Origin of the sequence: Paenibacillus sp. S29 (assembly GCF_049319765.1) — a bacterium.
Classification (GTDB): Bacteria; Bacillota; Bacilli; order Paenibacillales; family Paenibacillaceae; genus Paenibacillus; species Paenibacillus polymyxa_B.
Genome location: NZ_JBMOUI010000019.1, coordinates 1 through 20,776 on the forward strand (window position 1 = coordinate 1; position 20,776 = coordinate 20,776).

Sequence of the window (20,776 nt, forward strand, 5' to 3'; positions counted from 1 at the left end):
TGATCGTGCTGCAAAAATAGTTGAATTTGGCGATAGCCGTAGACTCCGTTATACTGCTCATACACTTTCTTCACAAGTGCTTTCGCGTCCCGATCTCGATCTGTTTCTCTCCGTTTTAAGAAGGCGTAATATCCACTTCTGGAGACTTTGAAAAGCGTACACAGTTTGCTAATAGGATAGTCTTTCGCAGCTTTCTCAATGGTTATATATTTGTGTGCTTCATCTCCTGTATCCAGATTTCCAAACACTTTTTTAGCATGTCATTTTCCCGTCTCAGCTTCTGTACATACCTATCCTGGTCGATATACTCCTTACGCCGTCCTCGTTGGTCCATAAGTCCGAATTCACCGAGTTCCTTGTACTTCCGCATCCATTCTTTCAACCGATGTCGATCTGCAATCCCGAACTTCTCCATGAGTTTACGATATGTCCAACCTTCTTCGATATGAAGCCGTATGGCCTCTACTTTAGTTTCAAACGTATATTCTTTAAACTTCTGTCCTTTTTTCGCTGGCATAAAAAATGCACCCCCTAGAAATTCATCGGATAAACCAGGGGTTTATTCCAATGTCTATTCTAAGGGGTGCACTTCACTGGGAGTGACGGTCTATTTTTTCTATTATTATTTCTTAATCTTATACGTAAATTCCCAAACGGCTTGATGACCTGAGTAACGTCCACGGTTTTCAGTAACCGTCACTTTTAGCTTAACGGTAGAACCTTTGGCAGAAACAGAGGAGACCTTTACATTCTTGGTGGCTTCACCTTCATCAGGAATTTTGTCTTGTTCCTCGGCATACGCATACAGCTTAATGCTGCCCCCTGATTTGACCTTTACCTTTACGCTGTTGCCTTCACTAATGGATTGGCCCGCCACCTGGGCAGCAATGGCCCATTCGTTGCCTACGTGATCGTTGGATATCAAGGTTGCTTGTTGAAACGTAACGATATACGTTGATGTTGTTGAAGCTGCGAGCGCGTACGTTCCATTGAACATCAGGGATATTACTACCAATAGAATAGCCGATGCTTTCGTCCATACTCTATTCATTCGCCTGTCTCCTTCAGTTGGATATATTGAGGGAAATCCCTCTATTCTAATTATCGTTTGCATCAAAAAAAATTGTTAATGGTTGGTAAAAAAAGAGTTTGACTTCTTATTGCATCACTTGTGATCTAATTTAACTATGACTTGAATTTATTTAGTAGAGAAAGGGAAGGGAAAATTTGATGAAAAAAATATACAGTGAACAAGAAATCATAGATATGACTATTAAGCTGCTTGAACAAACTTCAATATATGAAGAGCAGTATGAGCAGTATGTAAGACGACCTTTCCGTACGGATTTTTATGATGATCTTAGTCCGTATGTGCAAGTAGGCAAGCGGGGTTATACGCTCCAGATGTATGAAAGAGGCATACAGATGCTAAACAAGCTTACGAAAGATGTAGAGGATGTGATTTATTGGATTATCGAAGATACGATTCACATCATTGCTCATCTAAATCTGCTTCGCAAATATAAAGTGGATAACATAAATACTCATTTAAAATATACCAAGGAGATCATGAAGGAGCTGACAACTGTAATGAACAAAGCCTTTTATGAAATTGGAGGAATCTATCAGGAATGGCATGAAGCAAATAGAAGAGGGGAGCTGGAGAACTCATTAAAGTAAAACATAAAACTTAAAGAAACAGTTGACAATCAGTGAGGTAAAATTTACAATTTGATATTAGTGATAATGATTATCAATATCACTAATTTTAAGTATGTTTTGCACTTACTATATTTCAAAGGAGATTTACAACATGCATCGTATGATGAATAAGAAGTTTCACATGATTTTATGTGCACTATTCGTAGTGATTTTCGTTATTTCAGGTTGCGGGAATGCTGGCAGTTCCTCTGATTCATCTGCTAAACCCGCGTCGTCCGTGAAGGAAGAGGCAAGCAGTGATTCTGATACGCGTACAGTCTCTACGGTAAAAGGAGACGTGAAGGTGCCCGCTAATCCTCAACGGGTAGTCGTGAACTGGTATGTTGGCGATGTATTTACACTAGGGATTAAGCCAGCCGCAGTCATGGGGTGGAAACAAGAAACGATGCCTTTTTACGATAAGTTTAACGACATTCCCAATATTGAAAAGTGGGAAACTGAGGAAATTATGAAGTATGATCCTGATCTCATCATTACATATGATACAAAGGATTATGATAAGTTGTCTAAAATTGCGCCTGTTCTTGTAATACCTGAGGATAAAATGACCTCTATAGAACGTTTGAAATTCCTTGGTCAGGCCACAGGACATGAAGCAGAAGCAGACAAAGTGATTTCACTGTTTGAAAGCAAGCTGAGTCAGGCCAAAGAAAAACTAAATTCCGACATATTCAAGGACAAAACGTTTAGCATTTTCGAGGATTGGGGCAGTGGCTCTTACGGAATATATTATGAAACAGGCTCACGTGGAGGAACGTTGCTTTACAATTATCTGGGACTTCACAAACCGGAAAAGCTCAACACATTGGTTAAAAATTCCGGAGAGAGTCGGGGTTCTTTATCCTACGAGGTAGCTGCTGAATACTTTGGAGATTATGTCCTTTGGTTTAAGCAGGAAGGCAAGGAATCTGAATATGCGAAGACAAAAATCTGGAGCAGTATTCCAGCCGTTAAAAACGGACATATCATCGAAATTCCAGCGAAATATGCAGGACTGTTCTATTATTCGGACGTTGCTAGTATGACGGGACAGCTAGATTATATTATTAGCAAATTGCTGGAACAGACTAAGTAACGATGCATAATTGACCAACTAAGGGTGTAATCGATGTCTACTCACAAAGAACCAAATAAAAAAGGAATATTTCATTTTGTAAGCTACATGATCGTGGGCGTGTTCCTGCTCCTGCTGGTTACCGCAGCATCTATTACCTTTGGTGCTGCGGAAATGAGCCTGAAGCTGGCATGGGGTGCTATATTTCAGTTTGATCCCAACATTACAGAACATCAGATTATTCACACCTTGCGTTTTCCACGAACCGTGGCAGATATCATTGTAGGGTGCAGCTTGGCTGTGTGTGGGGCAATTATGCAGGGAACCACTCGTAATCCACTAGCTGATTCGGGACTCATTGGCATAAGTTCTGGCTCGACATTTGCTATTGCGTTATGTATGGCCTTTTTGCCTGGTCGCACCTACGGAGAAACCATGCTGTATTCTTGTCTAGGTGCAGCAATCACTACAGGCATTACGTATTACATCGCATCTATAGGCAAGCGAGGAATGACGCCTCAGCGACTGGTGCTGGCAGGAATGTCCATCTCCATGCTTTTTGGTGCGTTTAGTACGTTTATCGCTATTAAGTATGAGATTGGCCAAGCCCTTGATTACTGGTCTGCTGGTGGTACAGCCAGTGCCAAGTGGGGTGAATTAGCTTTCATTGCGCCACTGTTTGTAGTGGGTTTGATCTGTGCCATCGTGCTTTCTCCCTCGATTACGATTTTGAGCTTCGGGGAGGATGTGGCATCAGGCTTGGGTATTCGTGCAAACAGGATTAAGTTGTTTTCAACCTTAATTGTATTAATTCTAACGGGGTTATCGGTTATTGTGGTCGGCCCTGTTGGCTTCGTTGGTTTGATCGTGCCACACATTATGCGCCATCTGGTCGGAACGGATTATCGGTATATTATCCCGGCCTCAGCTTTGTATGGAGCAGTCTTTCTGCTGGCGGCGGATTTACTCGGACGTCTGATCAATCGTCCTCACGAAACACCCCTTGGCATTATTTTTGCCTTGGTGGGCGTACCCTATTTTCTCTACCTTGTGCGCAAGCAGAGGAGGGAGTTTAGTTGAAACTGTCCCGTAATACCAGGGGGATTAGCATTATTTTACTGTTAGTAGTGCTGACGCTGCTAGTGGCTGTACTTAGTATGAATGTTGGGAAAATGAACCTAACTCCACTCGAAGTTTTCAAGGTCATCATTGGCGAAGGAACGAGCAAACAGAACCTGATCGTGTTTGACTTTCGACTGCCACGTATTGTGCTTTCTATATTGGTAGGTATTGGCATGGGGATATCAGGCTGTATTATGCAAAGCTTGCTCAAAAACGACATGGCCAGTCCGGGAACACTCGGCATCAGCTCAGGCTCAGGGTTATTTGTACTTATGTATATTACGTTGTTCGCTAGTGAAGGATTGCTATCGCCTATTCTTCTTCCTGGGCTGGCTTTTGCAGGCGGCCTTACGGCAGCATTTTTGATTTTTATGTTTGCTTTCAGGCGGGGAAGAGACATCTCGCCTACAGGCTTAATTTTAACTGGTGTCGCTATGGGCAGTGGCTACAGCGCATTATCTCTGATGTTGACACTCCGGCTAGACAAGCAACAGTATGACTTTGCTTTGAGATGGCAGGCTGGAGACCTGTGGGGGGACGACTGGAGCTATATTATGGTGCTGCTCCCGTGGGTGCTTATCATCTGTATTTACGTTTTTTACAGGTCTAACACACTCAATACGTTGAACTTGGGGAATCAGACAGCATCGGGCCTCGGCGTAGCAATTAAAAGGGAGTTTATCGGCTTGACGATTGCTGCCGTTGCGCTTGCTTCTGGTAGCGTGGCACTTGGCGGAAATTTCTTTTTTGTAGGCATGGTCAGCCCCCATCTAGCGCGCAAGCTAGTAGGGCCCAATCATAAGCTATTGCTACCTACGACGGCATTCGTTGGTGCACTCGTCATTTTGATTGCTGACACACTTACTCGAACGATTAGTTTTGGGGCAGATATTCCAACCGGAATTATTATCACCATACTGGTCACCCCTTATTTCCTTTACTTACTGTCGAAAGCCAGTTAAATGTACGCTAAGTAAAAAGACGCTAACCATGTCCATGGAAAAAATGGCTAGGTTAGTATCTTTTTTTGTTACTACTTAGGTCTCCTTGTGGAAAAACAATTCTTTCTCACATTCTGTTAGGATTTCCGGCCTTCGTGTTGAAGGGTGGGGATTGTAAATAAAGCCTAATCCTTGGCATAATTCAAACCCAAGTGATAAGCTTGGTCCAGCAGCATTTCAAAATGACCGGAATTTGAACTCAGGGTCTCATATAAGAATTCAACCTTGGAATTGGAAACCCCGCAATAATCTGCAATTCCCACATTCAGCAAATGAGTAATCATTTCATCATACTTACGCTTTTTCATCTGTTCCTTCGAAACGCCGGCCAAGCCAAGCCACAAGATATGCTGATGATGCAGGTGATTCGAACCGTACGCAAACCCATTGTTCCATACACGGTCAATATAACCCTTCAGCATAGCTGGCAAATTCCACCACCAAAGTGGAAAAATAAATGCCAATGCATCATGCTCCTTCATCCGCCTTATTTCCATTTCTACTTCAGGGGAAAAGGACTGTTCCGCAACTGTCAAATCCGGTTCATCTACTCCTTTTAAAATAGGATCAAAACCAATCCCATGCAAATCCAATATCTCATAATCGTGGCCTGCATCGGCAAGACCCTGTACGAAACGATCAGCAACCTTAAAGGTCAAGGAATCTTTTCTCGGGTGTGAAACAACGGTTAATACTTTCATGCTTCTTCACTACCTTTCTCAATAGCTTACTTCTAGGAATGCTCAATGCTTGATGCTATTATATACAGTAGGAAAATAATCTGGAAGTACGCACTTCTAAGTTCTATAGGATGATACAGGTGCCATAGGAACATGGAAGTGCCCTAGGTAGATTCCCTAGAAACTGATCTGAGTAATGAATTGAAGTGATGGGTTGTTCTGAGCAAACGAAGCCTTCTAAAGGAGGATTAAGAAATGACTGAACAGACAAAAAATAGGGTTCAAAAGAAGTATCAAGTTGGAGTGGAAGCGGCTTTAGAGGTGATGGGAGGGAAATGGAAGCCTTTGATTATCTACCATCTGATGACAGGACGGAAACGAACGTCTGAGTTTCGTCGGTTAATACCCGGCATTACACAAAAAATGCTGACCACTCAGCTCAGAAGCCTAGAAAAGGATGAGATCGTTACACGAAAGGTTTATAATGAAATCCCTCCTAAAGTAGAGTATGAGTTAACGGACTACGGCTGGGGATTAAAACCCGCGCTAGACCATTTATGCTACTGGGGAGAGGATCACCTGGATAAGATTCATGGAGACAAATTCAAGGTTTTGGAAGAATTCTAAGGCTGCTGTATAGAGTAACTTTAAGCTGATATTAAGCCCTCACAAAGCATTCAGTCAGAATAGCTTATGAGGGCTTAACTGTCGTAGGTTATATAACAGACTAACTGTCGGTCATTCCGTTATCATAGCTTAACTGCCATTCAATTCCGAACTTATCTTTAAGGCTACCGTAACATTTACTCCAAAATGTTTCTTGAAGTTCCATGCTTACGGTTCCTCCTTCTTTTAACTTATGAAAGTACGATCGAATTTTCTCTTCGTCCTTATTGACGATGGCGAGGCTGATGTTGTTTCCGGCTACGAAAGGCATACCAGGAAAAACGTCTGAGAACATGACATTACTACCATCAATTTGAAGCCGCGTATGCATGACCAAATTTTTGGCTTCTTCAGGGAGAGGATAATCGGGATTGGGTGGTGCTTCACCGAACGTCATGATTTGAGGTTTCTCAGTCCCAAATGCCTCTGCGTTAAACTCCGCTGCTTCACGACAATTTCCATTAAAGTTAAGATAAACATCAACAGACATGTGTTTCACTCCTTCAAGAATCATTATTTACCTGCAAACAAACAAAAATACAACAAGATCCGTTTTGCGAAAGTATTTGCGGCTTAACATGTTCAATTTTTAAAAGAAATGGGCATTATGATCAAAGTAATGGTATGATAGCTTAGTTAAATCTGAACGACTAGTAATGGAGTGATCATATGGGTGGAAAAAGCAAGGGCGGCGGCACCGGCAGAGGTACAGGTAGTAAGGGCTGGACACGCTGGAACAAAACTGCGAAGCCAGTAAGGACAAAAAGCGCTTCTACAAGCGCACCGGGAAGCAAAGCGGCAGGTGGCACAAAAGGCGGCACTGCCAAACCAACAAGGAATAAAAGCGGCGGCAACAGTAGCAAATAAGCCGGGAAAGTATAAGTTGTCGTACACGTCGAACATCTGATTAAGCAAGAACAATCAGGTGTTTTTTTAATTATTTTACTTAAACTCGCATATTATAATCAGAAGCAGGTGAATTGTGAGAATTAACAAGTACATCAGTGAGACAGGATTTTGCTCACGTCGGGAAACCAACAGGCTGATTGCAGCAGGACGAATTACAATTAATGGAAATGTTTGTGAAGCGGGCGCAGAAGTAGAGCCACAGGATATCGTGCTGATTGATGGAGAAGCTATTCCGCTTAATTCCAGTGAACCTGTATATTTGGCTCTGAATAAGCCTATAGGCATTGTTTGTACCGCAGCGGAGCAAGTGGCTGGCAATATTATTAGTTATGTCAATTATCCTTCGCGGATTTTTGCCATCGGCAGGCTGGATAAAGCGTCAGAGGGACTCATTCTATTAACCAACGATGGAAGCATTGTCAATCAAATGATGCGTTCCGAACATGGTCATGAGAAGGAGTATGTAGTGACTGTAGACCAACCTGTTACAAACGAGTTTACGCAGGCCATGTCTTGTGGCGTTGAAATATTGAACGTCATTACCAAACCGTGCAAGGTTGATCGTACGAGCGAATACGAGTTCCGCATTATTTTGACGCAGGGTCTGAACTTGCAAATTCGCAGAATGTGCAAGGCCTTGGGGTACAGGGTGCTAAAGCTGGAACGTGTTCGAATTATGAATATTACCTTGGATCATCTGGAACGTGGACAATGGAGACATCTTGAAAGGGAGGAATTGGAGTTGCTTCTTGCTAAATTGCAATAATGAGTACAACAAAAGTTTATTTGAGAACAGTATGTTCATATAGCCAACGCAACTTTAGTGATAATTTTTACGTAAATTCAACGATACCTTACCCACCAGCCATAGCACAATAGGAAACACGATACCGAAAATCATGGCGTAAAAAGGCCATACTGAAAAAAACTTGATTAAAAATTGCATATTTGGCCAAATAGAATGAACCATTGCCAATGCGATTAGGATCAGAGGAACTAAGAGAGAGTTAGCGCTTCGAAGACGAAAAGCATCTGCAAGCCCTTGCGCTGAAACATATAAAAGCAGTGCGAGTCGGAAAAAAATGGTGACAAACCAGAACACTGCAACGAAAATTTCAAACCGTTGAAGAAACTCTCCGTTACTGATTGTTCGGTTAATAAAAAAAGTAGGAAATGTCAAATTAGATACAACACCTTCACTCATCACGGCGATTATTTGTAGAACCATGAAAAAATACATGCCGCCGCTAATCAAAGCACAAGTTATCACTGTCTTTCTCCACTTTTTTGGATCGGGGATGTACTGTGCAAAAAAAAGATACAGAATTGCCTCAAGGTAGGGAAAGGCAAACAAATTGAACGAAGCGAGAACGATAGGGTTCAAACCATACTCAAAAATAGGCAGCACATTATCTATGGTGGTATCAGAAAGAAGGGTAAACCTGACCAAAAGATACAGAACCAGAAGGAAAAAAAATAGGATTTCCGCACAACGGCCAATTACAGCAGGGCCTGATCGAACGGCAAAATAAATGACTATAAGCATGATGAAATATATCGCGTCGGAGGGAGTTTCCGGCATAATAGCTATCGTGATAAAGTCGCCCAGATTTCGAAGTGTCATAATGAACACAAGAAAGGGAAAGAAAAAAATGAAAACGATGCTGATCGTCCCGCCCAAGGGACCGAAGAGGCAACGGAGATGCTCTACGAAAGATTTCCCCTGCATTTGCCTAGAGATGGAGGCGTATAAAGGTATCAATAACAGATGAAAACCTAAGGAGACTGGGATGGAGAGCCAGGCATCTTGTTTAGCGACAGCGGTAATTACCGCTGGGAGCACCAGATATGCGCTTCCTATTTGATACAATGCAAACCACAAAATAGCTTGTCGAACCGTCAGATTGGAATTCATTCCAATACCCCCTTAAGATAACATTTCTGTAAGTAACCGACTTATTGGTTGAAATAGGATTTGAATGCCCGTCAGTGGAGTCGGCAGTTTAATGTTGGCGATCCGTAGGATAATCAATATAACGCCTATAATCAACAATATCGAGCTAAATACAATTTCACGCACATATTGTTTCTCCTTGAATTTTTTAAACTCATACAAAGATGTTAAAATGGAAGTTACGAGAATCACATAAAGCATTGCATTCACTCCTGATTGTGTATTCCCATATCGATTGGACTGGTAATGTCCCCGAACCGGACTAAACGATAATTGAGCTGAATATCCACTTTAAGCGTTTGAAATTTTTGTGGCCAATCCTCTTTCCATTTATGCCATTCACGTGGGAACTTGCGGTGAAAAGCTTCTCCAAACCCGAATATATCGGAACCGATTTGTTGTGCGTACGAAATGCCCTCCTTCAAAGATTGTTCCAGATGCTCTTTAGCTGATTCTTGAAGATCTCTAAATGTCTCTTCATTCTTAAGGTTGGCATTGCACGAGACCGTTCCGATATTGGATTCTGTATCCACAATAAGAGAAATGTGCGGCTCATGATCTATTATTTTTGGACGCATCTTTACTTTGGAACGGATTACTTCAACAACAAATTTTCCTTTGGAATTCGGACAATCGATGGAAGCTACGGTGCTGGAAACACGATTGGATATATAGGTAAAGGCTTTACTTTGTGAATCATCCATCCAATTGATAAGTCGGTCGCCCTTGAAAACACCAATTCCAGTAAAAAAGTATTTAACATGTTGGGGCGACTTTGTCACATTATCAATAGTTAGACCTTTTTCTAGGTTTGTCAGTCGAATACCGGTGAGAACCGGTTCAATGCCATCATCTGTGAAACTCTGTAAAATATCTTTCACATTGACCGCGGAAGTTGGTGCCCATGCTTTTTCAGAAAGCCTTAATGCCTTATACATATCCATTGCAGGCAAGACCTCGGTTGGAGTTACAAAAGTAACGGCCTCCTTTGCCGAGCTTCCTCTGACAACGGCCAAATAGAAATCAGGCCGAACTTCATGATCACGGAACAGAAAGTCCAGCGGCTCCTTGATTCCTTTTTTTGCCGTTTTTTCATCAAAAATGACAAACTTTAAGTGAGACATATACATTTTTCGGGACGATTCCGTTGTTAATTTTCGAATAGCTTCAAATATGGTATCGGCGCGTTTGGAAAAAACGATCGTTGGCGTCCGTTCCATGGGGGAATTCTGAGACATTTTCGTTGGGTCAACCACTTGTAAACTGACTTCATATTGGTCATCAACTGCATCAATGCCCAGAGCCATCACGACGGAAATTGCGCTCAATTCCTTACTGTTCCAGCAACCCGTAAGAAACACCATTAGCCAGATGGACATAATCAGTAATAAAATGGTGGATCGATACGAGTTCATGATGGTCTACTCCTTTAGTTTTTGCGATGTTTTTTGTTAGTTCTATATGGAAAACGCAATATGGCGTCCCTCTGCTCAGACGATTTGTAATTGGCAAAGGGACTTAAATACGGTACACCGAATGAATGAAGCCCATTGAGATGCACAAAGAGCATGAGAATACCAACAGTCAATCCGTACACACCAAACATAGCGGCTATGCCTATGAAAGCGAAACGTAATATCCGGATTGGAATGGCAAAGGTGTACGAGGGAATGACAAAGCTCGAAATGGCAGTTATTGCAACAACAATGACCATAACAGCCGAAACGATGTTTGCTTCTACAGCAGCCTGGCCGATCACTATTGACCCGACAATAGAAACGGCTTGACCGACCGTCCGTGGCATACGAAGACCTGCCTCCCTCAGAATTTCAAAAACCACTTCCATGATCATCGCCTCAATAAATGCTGGAAACGGAACTCCTTCACGTTGCGCGGATAAGCTTAATAACAAAACTGTTGGAATCATATCCTGATGAAATGTCGTTAATGCGACATAAATGGCCGGAGCCAACATACAGATTGCCAGGCATATGTACCTTAATATTCGAATGATACTACTGTAAATAAAGGATTGATAATAATCTTCTGCGGATTGAAGAAAGTCTACAAACACCGCAGGTGCAAGGATGGCGAAGGGAGATCCATCCACAAATATCGCAATTTTCCCCTCCATAATTCCTGCTGCAATAGAGTCTGGGCGATCAGAATTATAAAAGATCGGAAATATCGTGAGTTGTTTATTTTCTTGGAGACATTCTTCCAAATATTCGCTTTCAAGCACACCTTCTACATGCATGTTCTTTAACTTGGATATCATGTCCTGCACCTTTTTTGGGTCAGCGACCCCATGCAAATACATGACCGATATATCGGTCTTGGTTTTTTCGCCAACTTTTATGGTAGTTAGACGTACTCTTGTATCCTTCACCCTTCGACGAACCATAGTCGTATTCGTACGTAAAGTTTCTGTAAACGACTCTTGCGGACCTCTGACCACAGGCTGTGTCTTCGAATCTGTAATGCTGCGTTCTTCCCATCCAGGCAAAGAAATGATCAATCCTTCATCCATATCGTCCAGGAGTAGGAGAAGACCACCTGAGAGGATCTGTTCCAAAGCATCTTCAAAGTTTTGAGCAAAGCTTGCTTCACCAATGTCCAAAATTGCGTTTTTCAATAACGGTAAAGTGATCTCGTCAGAGGAGACACGATCATGCAACGGACGGATCACATTGTCCTGTACCTTTTGCATGTCAGTCATTCCGTCCAAATAAAAAAGTGCGGCGTGTTTATGGCCAGCTGTGATTTCACGAACAATAAAATCCGAACTGTTTCCCATGAAGTCACAAATGAGATCGATATTCCGGCATAATTGTCTTGAAAATTTGGTATGTAACTTCATTTTCACCCTCCTCAGATACGTAGTATTAACAATAATCCAAAATAATACCACAATAATCCATAATTGCGTTTGTTATCGGTAAGGTCAATGACATCTTAATGGTGGAGGATTCGGGCTAAGTAATTTTTAAAAGACAGCTGCGGACAACAAGAAACTCTTGGATAAGGGAAATTTTGATATAGCAAACAGCGTGAAAGAAACCAATTGTGTGCTTAAAACATCCGTTTGACTACGGAAAACTCTAAATTCCATAGCTGGGCCTAGTCAGGACTAGTAGAAGTGTATATGGAACAACAGCATTTGAATATATATCCCATTTAAATTGAGGAGGAGGGCATTGAATCCGTTTATATTAGAGTCCATTCAAGCTTATACTGCTGATGTGAAGAATAAACGTTTCCTGAAGAAAAACATACATTTACGATGAAGGAAGAGGAACTGAAAGTACTTTATGGAGGTAAGTGATGAAGATAATTCGCATTCATTTCTAAATTATTTTTCGATTACTGTAAACATAGACTAATATTCTGTGTTTTTTTGTTTTATATATCATTGAGGGGAGGAATTCTACATGAACGAACAACTCATAAAAAGCGATGGAATAGTAATTTGTACTGACAGTTTTGGAAAGCAAGTTAACCCGGCAATATTACTGATTATGGGGGCTCAATCCTCACTGGTCTGGTGGGAGGAAGAATTCTGCCAGCGTTTAGCAGAGACAGGTCGCTTTGTCGTTCGCTATGATAACCGAGATGTTGGACGTTCTACAACCTATGAACCTGGGCAACCGGACTATACTTTCGAAGACATGGCAGATGATGCTATTCGAGTATTGGATGCGTATAAGATTGAGCAAGCGCATATTGTGGGCATGTCCATGGGCGGCATGCTGACTCAAATGATAGCTCTGCGATATCCAGGCAGAGTTCTAACCGTTACCCTCGTATCAACGTCCAATTTTGCTCCCGATCTTCCACCGATGGAGGAAAAGGTTATGGACTATTTCTCGAATATGGGAGCAATAGATTGGACGAACGAACAATCGGTGGTCGATTTTGTGATAGGTAGATCAAGAATTCTAGTAGGTTCAAAACACGCTTTCGATGAGAAAAAAGTTTATAAATTAGCAAAAGAAGAATGGAAAAGAAGCAACAATATAGCCAGCATGAACAATCACGCAATGCTGTCAGGTGGAGAATCCTATCTGGCTAGGACAAGGGAAATAACCGTCCCTGCTCTGGTTATACACGGTACTGAAGATCCGATTATCCCTTATGAACACGGAATCAATCTTGCTAACGAAATTCCAGGTGCGGTTTTACTGACATTGGAAGGTACTGGACATGAACTTCACTACGACGATTGGGATTTAATAATCGATTCTATTTCAAATCACACTTCGATACCCAATTAAGTCAAACTGATGTGTAGGATAGGCTGAATAAAGCCGTTTTTGAGAGAAGCAATCTTACTGAATAAAAGGCAATCTCCTTTTTTAGGAGGATTGCCTTTTCTATTTGTATGCCCTTATTTCATGAAAACTGAGCCAGTCTCAGGCACAAGTATCCCAAAGCTCCATCAATTTGGTTATGGCTGCATCAATGTTGTCTAGGGGCACACCATCTCTGGCTTCCGTAGATATACCTTCTAGAAAGGTAACGAATAGTGTGGTTAACATGCTAACATTTGTGGATTCTTGAAGTTCTCCGTTCTTGGTAGCTCGCTCAATACGAGCATGGAACTTGTTCCTAGTCACTGCTCTTTGCATGGTCAATAGTTCTCGAATATGAGTGTTTTCCGGCGAACAAGTATTTGCAGAGAATATGACTAAACAACCCAAGGGATGGGTCTGCTCAGTCTGCATGATTGCTGAACTTCTTAAGGCTAATTCAATAGCTGTGCGTGATGAAAGTGAATAGTTTGTAAGGCTTGTCGATACTTGTCCGTATGTAGCCAAATACTGGTCCAGCGCTTCTTTGAATAATGCGTCTTTTGATTCAAAAGCTGCATAAAAGCTGGCTGAGGAGATGCCGCCCATCGCCTTTTTGAGCTGAGCCAAAGAGGTTGATTCAAATCCATGCTCCCAAAACAACATCATAGCTTGGGAGATCGCTTCGTCGCGACTGAATTTACGTGGTCTTCCGGTTCTAACCATGGAGTCGCCTCCTTTTATCTTGTACTTATATACTAATCGATCCAAAAGTAATTGACAAGACTGAGAGGCATCTTTAAAATATGGAATGATTGATCCATAAATGAAATAAAAGGAGGGCAAATCATTGGTATATGTGCTTGATTTTTCGCTTGAACTTGTTTTGAAATCGATTTTAAGGAGCTGCGCTAATGTCCAGCAATAACTCTTCTACTACTGTAAAGATTGCTTCTTCCGTCTCCTCTGAGCGCTTTCCCTGGCTTGGCCTGCTCGCTTTGGCTATGACAGGATTCATCTGTATTATGACGGAAACGATTCCGGCTGGTTTGCTTCCGCAAATAAGCAAGGGACTTTATATTTCAGAGGCAATGGCTGGTCAACTGGTCACTGTCTATGCCATCGGTTCTTTAGTGGCTGCCATCCCTGTAGCTATAGTTACCCGCCAATGGCGGAGGCGTCCGCTGTTACTTCTGGCTATCTGCGGGTTCCTGGTTTTTAACAGTATCACCGCAATTTCCTCCAGCTACATACTGACGCTGGCTGCCCGTCTGCTGGCAGGAGTTTCGGCTGGAGTTCTATGGGGGATGATCGGTGGTTACGCTCTCCGTATGGTCTCTGCTACATTGAAGGGGAGGGGTATGGCGGTTGCCATGGTTGGAACGCCCATCGCCTTGGCTATTGGTGTCCCGGCGGGAACGTTTCTGGGGAACCTTATGGGTTGGCGTTCTGTTTTTGGAATCATGTCGCTACTGACTGTTATACTGATCGCGTGGGTGCTTTGGAAGGTGCCGGACTATCCGGGACAGTCCTCCGATAAGCAAGCTTCGATCTATGCAGCCTTCCTTACACCGGGGATTCGGCCCATACTATTGGTTGTACTGACCTGGATGACAGCACATAATATTCTTTACACTTATATTGCTCCATTTCTTGCGGCCAATGGGATGGGGGAGAGAGTGGGTCTGGCGCTGGCTTTCTTTGGCATTGCTGCTCTCGTAGGTATATGGATAACTGGCGTATTCATCGACCGTTGGCTGCGTAAGCTTGTCCTTATTAGTCTTATTTCCTTCGTCTTAATTTCTATTGCCATGAGCTTTAGCAACTCCAATGTCCTTATCATCTATATCATTGTTACGGTATGGGGTTTAACTTTCGGCGGCGCAGCAACGCTATTGCAAACGGCGCTTGCTCAGGCTGCAGGGGAGAGCAAAGTGGATATGGTGATGCCGATTAACACGACCGTATGGAATCTGGCTATCGCTGGCGGCGGGATGGCTGGGGGTATTTTGTTTGAAACTTTTGGTGCGGGATCATTTTCATGGGCATTATTCACGCTCTTATTCCTTGCGCTTCTCGTGGCTTGGGGTGGCAAAAAGTATTCGTTCCCTCCACAGTAATCTGTAATTAGTGAGGCTTTTTTAAAAAATTCGCTTGTTATGACTTCTAACGTTAATGAGTAGAAGATGCTGTCCCCTGGGCAGTTGCTATAAAATAAAGAGCATTGTCCAAGCCGATGTTGTCGACAGGGCAATGCTCCTTGTGTTTGAATTCGATTTTACTATAAAAATTAAGTGCATTCCGCACCAGACTGGCAGCCTGTAAGTTCGACTTTACCATCCTCCAGAACTAGGAGCAAATGATGCTCTGTGTCTGCGAACGGCTTGTCGCCTAAGGGAAGTTGGGTATGTACATAGACTATACTATGATGGTCCCTCCTCGTTCCTTCGTAAAGCCAATAAAATGACCCATACTCTTGGTGTAAAACTGATTACGGAGGATGGGAAATCTACAATAAGAGAGAATTTTACGTTGGTTGAAAAACATTTATTGAAATAATGCACAATTAGATTAAGCCTAATATTTATTTCTTAGAAATGTTATCCCGCCGGGTAGGGCTTTATTTGTTTCGTTCTATTTAGTAAATAGTCTGTGCTTGTATGGTGGAAATTAGCTAGTCTAATTAAAATCTCCGTTGGAATGTCTATTTCCCCACGTTCATAATTGCTGTATATCCGCTGGCTACAATTCAGATAATCCGCCATTTGAGTTTGAGTCAAATCTTTATCTTCACGTAAATCTCGAATCCGTTGATACATCATATTCACCTCGAACTAAGAATATCTTAGCGAAATAATCGCTATTGATTTTTAGCGAATAATTCGCTAAAATTAGTCAGAGGGTTAATAATACATATCAAGAAGGAGTAGATCATGAGTATCTTGGAGAACTTTTATTACGGAAAATGTAACCCAAGTGAACGAATCAAATCGAAAGACACTGAGTTTGAACTGGTCTCTCAGAGAATAGCCGATGTTGAGGGAGCCCTCAAAATAAAATTGCCAGAGCAGGATTACAAATTAATTGAAGAACTTTCGGATTTACAAGATGTTTTAATTTCCTTATTGTCCGCTTCGGCTTATATTGAGGGTTATAAAATGGGGGCACTAATAATGATTGAAGTATTTGACGGGAAAGAAGGGTTAAAATAGGTAGTTCAGAAGATTGAAGAGGGCGATTATAAAAAAATTTGAAAGGTAGCTCCTTCTTCATGGAGTTACCTTTTTTATTTTCTAAAAGTAGCTAGCCTGCCGGATAAGGTTTTTTTTGTTTCGTTCTGTTTAACAAGTAGTCTGTACTTGTGTTATGGAAATCAGCTAGTTTAATTAGAATCCTCGTGGGAATGTCAACGTCACCGCGTTCGTAATTGCTATATATTCGCTGACTGCAATTCAAATATTCAGCCATTTGGGTTTGAGTCAAATCTCTATCTTCACGCAAATCTCGGATTCTTTGGTACATCTTACTCACCTCCATACCAAGAATATCTCAGCGAAATAATCGCTATTAATTATTAGCGATTATTTCGCTACTTAGTCGGAGGATTTCATTTAGGTTTAGAGCAAGAAGGGAACAGACGTATGCGCATCCATTTATTGTTTGAAGTATATGATTTTGAGACTCAATATATTTACCACCGTTTCTTACTGCGCTTGCTTCTGTAGACATGATTTATGTTCCCTAATATGGTTTGTTGAAAAATCAAAAGGCCGGCACATTGGCCGACCTGGTTCACCGAGGCTCGAAAGCTGTGGTGTGTTCCTTATTTGATTTTCCATGATACAAATATATCACGCTGAAAGTCTAACGAAGGCCATTATTCGGTCAAAAATTATTCAATAAACAGTCTCTTTTCACAGGTTATAATAACCATTTATTATCCAAATCCTATGAATAGATATTATTACAGGAAAAATCATCTACTATATCCCTCTATTTTACAAGTATATATAATTCATGTTAGTATATTGATAGAAATACCAAATATATGAAGATAGCATTGATTTTATGCAAAAGTTTAAGCAATTGGGTATCACGTCATTATCAGCTCTTATGTTATCATCGTTTACACTTCCTGCTTTCGCTAATGCTCAAGCTGCAAACAACGTAGAATCTTCTATAACTTCAGAGACTAAGATAGACTTGGAAAATGGAATTGTTGATGAAAGAGTAGAACAAGAATTAAGACAAGTTGATTATGATGACCTTTTCAAAACTGTAGGCACTAATCTTGGAATGGTCGATACTCAACGTCCATCTGGGGAAGTAAGTACACAAGGCTGGAGATCAAAGTTCGCAAAAGAAGTAGCGTTAGAATTAATTTCTAAACTAAAAAATATTGGATCATGTGCTTGGAATGAACAGATAAAAATTTATGTAGATAAGATACCACTTTTGACCGACGGTGCAAAAGAAACTTTGAAATATTATCTTGGTTATCAAGTAATAATGCAAGCTTTGGATATCATGGTAGATTTCACAGGCACAGCAGAGGACGGTCTTGCTTACGCTTTAAAATATGTTGGATTACCTGCATGGTTGGCCGAACCCGCATCCAGAGCTATTGTCTTCTTCCTGCTGTAAAACCGAACAAAAGGGGGACTAACGTGTACATACTCGCATTGATTATACTTATTACTACAGGTTTGGTATCCATAGCTGATATTCTGTTTGATATAAAAGATTCAGGTGAAGGAATCCGGTTGATGGTTAAAACTTCACAGGCTCTATTCTTCTTATCATTGTTGTTTTTCACAGTAAAAAGCGGTACCAAGAAAAGAGACTGAACTCGTCACACAGAAAAAGGGTGGAATTGATATAGTTTATCAATTCCACCCTTTTTAGTTATTCGTCGTACGTGTTGATATAACCGCTGCTTCTCCTGGCTTAGCAAACAACTTCACTTCCATAGTTTGTTTGTTCTTTACTCATTTCCAGTCTCAATGCAGTAGCTAAAATACTCAATACCTCGATCTTGATCCTCCTAAACGTGCTCTCGCTAATCCCCATTTCCCCGCAACTAATGTAATCATCTCCCTAATCATCCAAATAACTGCGCTGGATAACCTCTCGTTGTATACGGGACAATTTGCTCATTGCAAGCTCCAGCAGCCGAACTTTAGCCTTGAAGCTTTGCCTCCCTGTCCACGTTGTATGTGGCGATGTTCTCCGTCTGCTTGGATATTTCATTTGTCGATTGATGCTCTCTATATGAATATGCCTGAGTAATTGCAGCTTCCCGACGTACAAAGCCAATCTGACGATTCTGCCGAACTGTTTCCAAATATTCCTCCACCGCAAGGCTGGTTGATTTTTCGTCGACTGGCAGAATATTGAACGTTAATTTGTAAAAACTCCTGCCATTCAGCTTGCAGTCTTCCAAAGTCCATCCGTCGACTAAGTCCTCCGGGTAACCATATTCCAACAATAATTTTCGATAACCCTTAGTCATAGCGTGCTGCTCCTTAGGGAGATTACCTTGATTGTGAATTGACTAAAAAAAGATATATTTTTACGAATATTTGCTGATGACGAGGCATTAAAAAGGTACTTATTTATAATGAAGGGGGAGCTGTATTTATAAATATAAGTCAGAGGTCGTAGGGATTAAGTCTTCTAATTCATATAACAATTAGTAATAAAGATGGTTTTCCATAAATTTGAATAATGTTATTATGTCTTAATGAACTCAACCGAGGTAAATTATGACAACAATTAAAGTGACACCTGAACAACTTATAACTGTCTCTAAGAAATTTGAGCTTGCGCAGCAAACGGCGATGCAAATGAATAGTCAGTTATCGCAGCAAATTTCGTTTATGGAACGATTTTGGGAGGGGATAACAAAGGAGCAATTCTATTATAGATTCCAAACATCTCAGAAGAATATGGCTGACTTTGTTACACTAACAGATTCGATTGCTAGAGAACTACGGCAGCATGCAAATAAGTTTAGATTAGCAGATATGGTGGAGGACGGGAATCTAGACCCAGGTTGCTTGCCGCCTCCACCGAATACTTGCGCAGTTCCTGTTGCAGATACACGAAATGCGCTCCAGAAATCGGCGGATAGCTTAACGGAGCTTGGTCAGGATTTTGTAGCAGCTAATTCAGAACGATATGAGAAAAAATTTGATTCAGTCTGGAGCTTCCTAGATTATATGTCGTACGGCATTCCGAAGGGAATGTATCAAGGGTACATGGAACGGGCAGCTAAACAAAACGATTCATGGAATGACATGCTCAATTTCGGTACATTTGGAGTATCGGGCATGATTCAGGGAGCATTTAATCCCACAAATGCATGGTCAAAAGAACATATGGCAAATTTGATTGGTACAGCTGGTTTGATGATAGGTTCTACGACAACTAAAGCGCTGATTAAGCCCAAAAATATTTTGGAGGGGTCTGTAAAGTTTGAATCGACTCAGAGTAAAGCCAATATTTTAAAAGAAAGCGAACAGCGCTTTTCTAATATAAAATCAGACGATTTTAATTATGCTGAAACTGGTGCTCGTAATATTTCTCCAGAGCAATTTTTTAGAGAAGAAGCTATTGCAGAAGAGTTGTATGAAAAATTTAGGAATTTAGGAAATCAAGACGTGGAAGCCATTTCTAAAAATACTGGTTTTTCAGAAAATAGAATTCAAAGAATCAAAGACCATGTTTTTAACGATACCCACATTAAAGATCATGGAATCGGGAGATTTGACCCAGACTTTGAGTTATCACAAGCGTGGGAGAGATTAATGGATGGGAAGTATGTGGATTCTGATGTACAATTACTACATCATGAGCTTTTTGAATCGAGATTTGAAGGCATATTCCATACGAATTACAGAACAGCACATGATAAAACTATAGAATCTGGAAGACCATGGAATTGGGAAAAGATTTATGAGGAGTGAGAATAATGGCCGTATATATAATCATGTTAAAAGATTACGAAGATGAGGAAAGAGTTGTATATAGTTATGGACCGAGTGAAGATGTAATGGGGAAAATAGAATATGACAAAAAAAATGAGGTTATAAATCAAATTTCACCGATAGTTTCAGAGAATTATGCTGACGAATTTTTCTTTAAGAGAGCGGGACGAAGGTTGGCAAGAATGATTATTAAAGAGAATGGAAACTTCGTAGAAAAAACTACTATTGAATCGTAAGTGAAATATATAAACTATCTTTACAAGAATCGTAGAAATAAATGGCGATGCCATTTTAGTTTTTTAAAGTAGCTCTCACATTAGGAGTTACTTTTTTTATTACAAGAGGTGCAGTACGAGGCTTGGGAAATACGTGTAGACAGAAGGCTTTCTT

26 protein-coding genes and 2 pseudogenes are annotated in these 20,776 nt (G+C 41.1%); 14 read left to right on the forward strand and 14 right to left on the reverse strand.

Annotated elements, in window-relative coordinates; genetic code table 11:
* From ACL9RM_RS23425 to ACL9RM_RS23435, 3 genes and pseudogenes are all read right to left on the reverse strand, one after another.
* Window positions 1–248: pseudogene (locus tag ACL9RM_RS23425) on the reverse strand (IS3 family transposase); the annotation flags it as partial.
* Entirely contained in the window at window positions 203–517 is a 315-nt protein-coding gene (locus ACL9RM_RS23430; RefSeq protein WP_250266692.1) for a transposase, read from the reverse strand. The gene ACL9RM_RS23430 and the pseudogene ACL9RM_RS23425, both read right to left, overlap by 46 nt.
* Window positions 518–622: 105 nt before the next feature.
* On the reverse strand, window positions 623–1,051 hold the full coding sequence (locus ACL9RM_RS23435; protein ID WP_250268239.1) for a hypothetical protein: 429 nt from the start codon (window positions 1,049–1,051) through the stop codon (window positions 623–625).
* 179 nt (window positions 1,052–1,230) lie between these two features.
* Between ACL9RM_RS23435 and ACL9RM_RS23440 the strand changes: the two genes are divergently transcribed.
* The 4 genes from ACL9RM_RS23440 to ACL9RM_RS23455 all read left to right on the forward strand — a co-directional run bounded on the left by ACL9RM_RS23440 (window position 1,231) and on the right by ACL9RM_RS23455 (window position 4,860).
* On the forward strand, window positions 1,231–1,680 hold the full coding sequence (locus ACL9RM_RS23440) for an Imm63 family immunity protein (protein WP_250268240.1): 450 nt from the start codon (window positions 1,231–1,233) through the stop codon (window positions 1,678–1,680).
* Between the two features lie 133 nt (window positions 1,681–1,813).
* Window positions 1,814–2,797: an ABC transporter substrate-binding protein gene (locus tag ACL9RM_RS23445; protein WP_250268241.1), complete on the forward strand. Its 984-nt coding sequence runs from the start codon at window positions 1,814–1,816 to the stop codon at window positions 2,795–2,797.
* 33 nt (window positions 2,798–2,830) lie between these two features.
* Window positions 2,831–3,856: a FecCD family ABC transporter permease gene (locus tag ACL9RM_RS23450; protein ID WP_235306290.1), complete on the forward strand. Its 1,026-nt coding sequence runs from the start codon at window positions 2,831–2,833 to the stop codon at window positions 3,854–3,856.
* Window positions 3,853–4,860: a FecCD family ABC transporter permease gene (locus ACL9RM_RS23455; protein ID WP_061830170.1), complete on the forward strand. Its 1,008-nt coding sequence runs from the start codon at window positions 3,853–3,855 to the stop codon at window positions 4,858–4,860. Before ACL9RM_RS23450 ends, ACL9RM_RS23455 begins: the two co-directional genes overlap by 4 nt.
* A 164-nt stretch (window positions 4,861–5,024) precedes the next feature.
* Here ACL9RM_RS23455 and ACL9RM_RS23460 read toward each other — a convergent pair whose 3' ends face one another.
* Window positions 5,025–5,600: an NAD(P)H oxidoreductase gene (locus ACL9RM_RS23460; protein WP_250268242.1), complete on the reverse strand. Its 576-nt coding sequence runs from the start codon at window positions 5,598–5,600 to the stop codon at window positions 5,025–5,027.
* A gap of 234 nt (window positions 5,601–5,834) precedes the next feature.
* On the opposite strand from ACL9RM_RS23460, the gene ACL9RM_RS23465 reads away from it, so the two are divergent.
* Window positions 5,835–6,206, forward strand: coding sequence for a winged helix-turn-helix transcriptional regulator (locus ACL9RM_RS23465; RefSeq protein ID WP_165179698.1), 372 nt, complete (start codon window positions 5,835–5,837; stop codon window positions 6,204–6,206).
* 100 nt (window positions 6,207–6,306) lie between these two features.
* Here the strand turns inward: ACL9RM_RS23465 and ACL9RM_RS23470 are convergent, their stop codons facing one another.
* Complete coding sequence (locus ACL9RM_RS23470; RefSeq protein WP_250268243.1) at window positions 6,307–6,735, reverse strand: VOC family protein; 429 nt, start codon at window positions 6,733–6,735, stop codon at window positions 6,307–6,309.
* Between the two features lie 179 nt (window positions 6,736–6,914).
* On the opposite strand from ACL9RM_RS23470, the gene ACL9RM_RS23475 reads away from it, so the two are divergent.
* Together ACL9RM_RS23475 and ACL9RM_RS23480 are read left to right on the forward strand one after the other, a co-directional pair.
* On the forward strand, window positions 6,915–7,112 hold the full coding sequence (locus ACL9RM_RS23475) for a DUF3934 family protein (protein WP_013310240.1): 198 nt from the start codon (window positions 6,915–6,917) through the stop codon (window positions 7,110–7,112).
* Between the two features lie 115 nt (window positions 7,113–7,227).
* Window positions 7,228–7,920 carry a pseudouridine synthase gene (locus ACL9RM_RS23480; RefSeq protein ID WP_069291874.1) on the forward strand — a complete coding sequence of 231 codons (693 nt, stop codon included), beginning with the start codon at window positions 7,228–7,230 and terminating at the stop codon, window positions 7,918–7,920.
* A 54-nt stretch (window positions 7,921–7,974) separates the two neighbouring features.
* On the opposite strand, the gene ACL9RM_RS23485 is transcribed toward ACL9RM_RS23480, so the two are convergent.
* Genes ACL9RM_RS23485 through ACL9RM_RS23500 form a run of 4 tightly spaced genes read right to left on the reverse strand, consistent with a single transcriptional unit; the run spans window position 7,975 to window position 11,968 of the window.
* Window positions 7,975–9,069, reverse strand: a complete 1,095-nt coding sequence (locus ACL9RM_RS23485) for a GerAB/ArcD/ProY family transporter (protein ID WP_250268244.1) — start codon at window positions 9,067–9,069, stop codon at window positions 7,975–7,977.
* Between the two features lie 12 nt (window positions 9,070–9,081).
* A complete protein-coding gene (locus ACL9RM_RS23490; RefSeq protein WP_061830176.1) occupies window positions 9,082–9,309 on the reverse strand; it encodes a hypothetical protein in 228 nt (75 codons plus the stop codon).
* A 5-nt stretch (window positions 9,310–9,314) separates the two neighbouring features.
* Entirely contained in the window at window positions 9,315–10,523 is a 1,209-nt protein-coding gene (locus ACL9RM_RS23495) for a Ger(x)C family spore germination protein (protein WP_414126579.1), read from the reverse strand.
* Window positions 10,524–10,537: 14 nt separating this feature from the next.
* Window positions 10,538–11,968, reverse strand: coding sequence for a spore germination protein (locus tag ACL9RM_RS23500; protein WP_061830178.1), 1,431 nt, complete (start codon window positions 11,966–11,968; stop codon window positions 10,538–10,540).
* A 367-nt stretch (window positions 11,969–12,335) separates the two neighbouring features.
* Between ACL9RM_RS23500 and ACL9RM_RS23505 the strand changes: the two are divergent.
* Together ACL9RM_RS23505 and ACL9RM_RS23510 are read left to right on the forward strand one after the other, a co-directional pair.
* Window positions 12,336–12,433 (forward strand): annotated as a pseudogene (locus ACL9RM_RS23505) (3-methyl-2-oxobutanoate hydroxymethyltransferase); the annotation flags it as partial.
* 106 nt (window positions 12,434–12,539) lie between these two features.
* Window positions 12,540–13,382 (forward strand): alpha/beta fold hydrolase, encoded by an 843-nt coding sequence (locus ACL9RM_RS23510; protein ID WP_250268245.1) that lies wholly within the window; start codon window positions 12,540–12,542, stop codon window positions 13,380–13,382.
* A 138-nt stretch (window positions 13,383–13,520) separates the two neighbouring features.
* Here the strand turns inward: ACL9RM_RS23510 and ACL9RM_RS23515 are convergent, their stop codons facing one another.
* A complete protein-coding gene (locus tag ACL9RM_RS23515) occupies window positions 13,521–14,123 on the reverse strand; it encodes a TetR/AcrR family transcriptional regulator (RefSeq protein WP_414126580.1) in 603 nt (200 codons plus the stop codon).
* A gap of 188 nt (window positions 14,124–14,311) precedes the next feature.
* Between ACL9RM_RS23515 and ACL9RM_RS23520 the strand changes: the two genes are divergently transcribed.
* Entirely contained in the window at window positions 14,312–15,517 is a 1,206-nt protein-coding gene (locus tag ACL9RM_RS23520; RefSeq protein WP_250268246.1) for an MFS transporter, read from the forward strand.
* 52 nt (window positions 15,518–15,569) lie between these two features.
* Here the strand turns inward: ACL9RM_RS23520 and ACL9RM_RS23525 are convergent, their stop codons facing one another.
* Together ACL9RM_RS23525 and ACL9RM_RS23530 are read right to left on the reverse strand one after the other, a co-directional pair.
* Window positions 15,570–15,737 (reverse strand): hypothetical protein, encoded by a 168-nt coding sequence (locus ACL9RM_RS23525; RefSeq protein ID WP_254351657.1) that lies wholly within the window; start codon window positions 15,735–15,737, stop codon window positions 15,570–15,572.
* 260 nt (window positions 15,738–15,997) lie between these two features.
* Window positions 15,998–16,219 (reverse strand): helix-turn-helix domain-containing protein, encoded by a 222-nt coding sequence (locus ACL9RM_RS23530; RefSeq protein WP_323873153.1) that lies wholly within the window; start codon window positions 16,217–16,219, stop codon window positions 15,998–16,000.
* A gap of 111 nt (window positions 16,220–16,330) precedes the next feature.
* On the opposite strand from ACL9RM_RS23530, the gene ACL9RM_RS23535 reads away from it, so the two are divergent.
* Window positions 16,331–16,609 (forward strand): DUF6809 family protein, encoded by a 279-nt coding sequence (locus tag ACL9RM_RS23535; protein WP_250261426.1) that lies wholly within the window; start codon window positions 16,331–16,333, stop codon window positions 16,607–16,609.
* Window positions 16,610–16,700: 91 nt separating this feature from the next.
* Here ACL9RM_RS23535 and ACL9RM_RS23540 read toward each other — a convergent pair whose 3' ends face one another.
* Window positions 16,701–16,919 carry a helix-turn-helix domain-containing protein gene (locus ACL9RM_RS23540; protein ID WP_044645949.1) on the reverse strand — a complete coding sequence of 73 codons (219 nt, stop codon included), beginning with the start codon at window positions 16,917–16,919 and terminating at the stop codon, window positions 16,701–16,703.
* A 546-nt stretch (window positions 16,920–17,465) separates the two neighbouring features.
* On the opposite strand from ACL9RM_RS23540, the gene ACL9RM_RS23545 reads away from it, so the two are divergent.
* On the forward strand, window positions 17,466–18,041 hold the full coding sequence (locus tag ACL9RM_RS23545) for a hypothetical protein (protein ID WP_250261425.1): 576 nt from the start codon (window positions 17,466–17,468) through the stop codon (window positions 18,039–18,041).
* 535 nt (window positions 18,042–18,576) lie between these two features.
* On the opposite strand, the gene ACL9RM_RS23550 is transcribed toward ACL9RM_RS23545, so the two are convergent.
* The gene (locus ACL9RM_RS23550; protein ID WP_250261424.1) at window positions 18,577–18,909 is read right to left on the reverse strand and encodes a hypothetical protein; all 333 of its coding nucleotides are present in this window, start codon (window positions 18,907–18,909) and stop codon (window positions 18,577–18,579) included.
* Between the two features lie 253 nt (window positions 18,910–19,162).
* Between ACL9RM_RS23550 and ACL9RM_RS23555 the strand changes: the two genes are divergently transcribed.
* Window positions 19,163–20,365, forward strand: a complete 1,203-nt coding sequence (locus ACL9RM_RS23555) for a WXG100 family type VII secretion target (RefSeq protein WP_250261423.1) — start codon at window positions 19,163–19,165, stop codon at window positions 20,363–20,365.
* Window positions 20,366–20,370: 5 nt separating this feature from the next.
* A complete protein-coding gene (locus ACL9RM_RS23560) occupies window positions 20,371–20,622 on the forward strand; it encodes a hypothetical protein (protein ID WP_250261422.1) in 252 nt (83 codons plus the stop codon).
* The last annotated feature ends 154 nt before the right edge of the window (window positions 20,623–20,776 follow it).

Coding starts and splice junctions, on each gene's coding strand:
- ACL9RM_RS23430 (WP_250266692.1), bottom strand. CDS start 517: ATGCCAGCGAAAAAAGGACAGAAGTTTAAAGAATATACGTTTGAAACT.
- ACL9RM_RS23435 (WP_250268239.1), bottom strand. CDS start 1,051: ATGAATAGAGTATGGACGAAAGCATCGGCTATTCTATTGGTAGTAATA.
- ACL9RM_RS23440 (WP_250268240.1), top strand. CDS start 1,231: ATGAAAAAAATATACAGTGAACAAGAAATCATAGATATGACTATTAAG.
- ACL9RM_RS23445 (WP_250268241.1), top strand. CDS start 1,814: ATGCATCGTATGATGAATAAGAAGTTTCACATGATTTTATGTGCACTA.
- ACL9RM_RS23450 (WP_235306290.1), top strand. CDS start 2,831: ATGTCTACTCACAAAGAACCAAATAAAAAAGGAATATTTCATTTTGTA.
- ACL9RM_RS23460 (WP_250268242.1), bottom strand. CDS start 5,600: ATGAAAGTATTAACCGTTGTTTCACACCCGAGAAAAGATTCCTTGACC.
- ACL9RM_RS23465 (WP_165179698.1), top strand. CDS start 5,835: ATGACTGAACAGACAAAAAATAGGGTTCAAAAGAAGTATCAAGTTGGA.
- ACL9RM_RS23470 (WP_250268243.1), bottom strand. CDS start 6,735: ATGTCTGTTGATGTTTATCTTAACTTTAATGGAAATTGTCGTGAAGCA.
- ACL9RM_RS23475 (WP_013310240.1), top strand. CDS start 6,915: ATGGGTGGAAAAAGCAAGGGCGGCGGCACCGGCAGAGGTACAGGTAGT.
- ACL9RM_RS23485 (WP_250268244.1), bottom strand. CDS start 9,069: ATGAATTCCAATCTGACGGTTCGACAAGCTATTTTGTGGTTTGCATTG.
- ACL9RM_RS23490 (WP_061830176.1), bottom strand. CDS start 9,309: ATGCTTTATGTGATTCTCGTAACTTCCATTTTAACATCTTTGTATGAG.
- ACL9RM_RS23495 (WP_414126579.1), bottom strand. CDS start 10,523: ATGAACTCGTATCGATCCACCATTTTATTACTGATTATGTCCATCTGG.
- ACL9RM_RS23500 (WP_061830178.1), bottom strand. CDS start 11,968: ATGAAGTTACATACCAAATTTTCAAGACAATTATGCCGGAATATCGAT.
- ACL9RM_RS23510 (WP_250268245.1), top strand. CDS start 12,540: ATGAACGAACAACTCATAAAAAGCGATGGAATAGTAATTTGTACTGAC.
- ACL9RM_RS23515 (WP_414126580.1), bottom strand. CDS start 14,123: ATGGTTAGAACCGGAAGACCACGTAAATTCAGTCGCGACGAAGCGATC.
- ACL9RM_RS23520 (WP_250268246.1), top strand. CDS start 14,312: ATGTCCAGCAATAACTCTTCTACTACTGTAAAGATTGCTTCTTCCGTC.
- ACL9RM_RS23525 (WP_254351657.1), bottom strand. CDS start 15,737: ATGGTAAAGTCGAACTTACAGGCTGCCAGTCTGGTGCGGAATGCACTT.
- ACL9RM_RS23530 (WP_323873153.1), bottom strand. CDS start 16,219: ATGATGTATCAACGGATTCGAGATTTACGTGAAGATAAAGATTTGACT.
- ACL9RM_RS23535 (WP_250261426.1), top strand. CDS start 16,331: ATGAGTATCTTGGAGAACTTTTATTACGGAAAATGTAACCCAAGTGAA.
- ACL9RM_RS23540 (WP_044645949.1), bottom strand. CDS start 16,919: ATGTACCAAAGAATCCGAGATTTGCGTGAAGATAGAGATTTGACTCAA.
- ACL9RM_RS23545 (WP_250261425.1), top strand. CDS start 17,466: ATGCAAAAGTTTAAGCAATTGGGTATCACGTCATTATCAGCTCTTATG.
- ACL9RM_RS23550 (WP_250261424.1), bottom strand. CDS start 18,909: ATGACTAAGGGTTATCGAAAATTATTGTTGGAATATGGTTACCCGGAG.
- ACL9RM_RS23555 (WP_250261423.1), top strand. CDS start 19,163: ATGACAACAATTAAAGTGACACCTGAACAACTTATAACTGTCTCTAAG.
- ACL9RM_RS23560 (WP_250261422.1), top strand. CDS start 20,371: ATGGCCGTATATATAATCATGTTAAAAGATTACGAAGATGAGGAAAGA.